2 protein-coding genes are annotated in these 1,517 nt (G+C 75.3%); one reads left to right on the plus strand and one right to left on the minus strand.

Going from position 1 to position 1,517, the window contains the following annotated elements; all coding sequences use genetic code 11:
- Nucleotides 1-496: ABC transporter substrate-binding protein (locus ABZV94_RS41550; RefSeq protein ID WP_356350292.1), on the plus strand; the 496-nt coding region annotated here is incomplete at its 5' end.
- A 197-nt stretch (nucleotides 497-693) separates the two neighbouring features.
- On the opposite strand, the gene ABZV94_RS41555 is transcribed toward ABZV94_RS41550, so the two are convergent.
- Nucleotides 694-1,410, minus strand: coding sequence for an alpha/beta hydrolase (locus tag ABZV94_RS41555; RefSeq protein ID WP_356350294.1), 717 nt, complete (start codon nucleotides 1,408-1,410; stop codon nucleotides 694-696).
- Nucleotides 1,411-1,517 lie beyond the last annotated feature (107 nt).

Consider the following 1,517-nt stretch of genomic DNA (forward strand, 5'->3'; position numbering starts at 1 on the left):
GGCACAGGCCGTCGTCTTCAGCGGGACCTCGCCCCGGCGCGCCGCGCGCTGCGCCCGCGCCCTCGCGGACGCGGGGTTCACCGGGCCGCGGCTGGGCACCTGGCACATCATGCGCCCGGCCTTCCTCCAGGAGGCCGGACCGGCCGCCCAGGGCTGGCTGTTCGGCACCCCCTTCACCGACCCCGGGAGCGTGTCCCCGGCGTTCGTGTCCGCCCACCGCGCGGCCCACGGCACCGCACCCGGACGCTGGGCCCCGGAGGCGTACGACGCGGTGGGGCTGGTCGCGCGGGCCCTGGAGTCCCTGGGCAGCCCCGCCGACAGCGCGCCGGGTGCCGTGGCACAGCGCCTCTTCGGCCTCACCTACCGGGGCCTGGCCAAGACGCTCCGTTTCGAGTCCGCCCACGCCCTGGTGCTGAAGGCGAACCCCGTGTACTTCCTGTACGAGGCGAAGGACGGCGCCTTCCGGTTCCTCGGCCGGTACGACCGGATCGGCTGAACCGCCCGCCGCGGCCGCTCCGGTGCCCGCGACGCCTGTCCCTGTCCCTGCCCCTGCGCCCGCGCCCGCGCCCGCGCCCGCGCCCGCCGCTCAGTATCCAGGCCGCCCGGAGCGATGGCACGGGCGCAGGGCCGACGCGCGAGACCGCGCGGACGCGTTACGGGGGAGGCGTCCGCGCGGTCGTTCGGGGAGCGGGGTCAGCCGGTCGCGCGGACCGCGTCGCGGATCAGCTCGGCGACGGCCTTCGGCTGGGAGACGGCCACGGCGTGCGAGGCGCCCTCGAGCTCGACGATCGTCGCCCCGGCCCGCTTCGCGCCGAAGCGCTCCACCTCCGGGTTGATGGCGTTGTCCGCGTCGGCCACCAGGGCCCAGGACGGCTTGGTCTTCCAGGCGGCGGCGGAGGCCGTCTCCTCGAAGGCCGCGGCGGCGAGCGGACGCTGCGCCGCCGCGAGGACCTTGGTGACCTCCGCGGGCACGTCGGCGGCGAAGACCGACGGGAAGGCGTCCTCGGCGATGGTGACCTCGACGGCGGGCTCGGCGCCCGGAACGGGGTACGTCCACTGCTTGAGGTTGCTCACCAGCGGCGAGAGCGGGAAGCGGCCCTGGAGTTCGCCGAGGCTCTCGCCCTCTTCGAGGACGTAGGCGGCGACGTAGACGAGGCCGACGACGTTCTCCGTGACACCGGCCACGGTGATCAGGGCACCGCCGTAGGAGTGCCCGACCAGGACGACCGGGCCGTCGATCTGGGAGGCGACGGAGGCGACGTACGCGGCGTCCGACGCCAGGCCGCGCAGCGGGTTCGGCGGCGCGATCACGGGGATCCCGTGGCTCTGCAGTTCCTCGATGACCCCGGACCAGCTGGCCGCGTCGGCGAAGGCGCCGTGGACCAGGACGACGGTGGGAGTGGTGCTCATGTCTGTGTTTCTCCCCGGCTCAGGCGGTGTGCAGGGCCGCGTGCAGGGTGCGGACGGCCATGGTGATGGCGGCCTCGGCGGCGTGTGTGCCGCGCAGGGCGTTGAGC

This window comes from Streptomyces sp. NPDC004658 (assembly GCF_040609555.1).
Classification (GTDB): Bacteria; Actinomycetota; Actinomycetes; order Streptomycetales; family Streptomycetaceae; genus Streptomyces.

Excerpts from the sequence above, each read along its gene's own strand:
- ABZV94_RS41555 (WP_356350294.1), bottom strand. The coding sequence starts at position 1,410 with ATGAGCACCACTCCCACCGTCGTCCTGGTCCACGGCGCCTTCGCCGAC.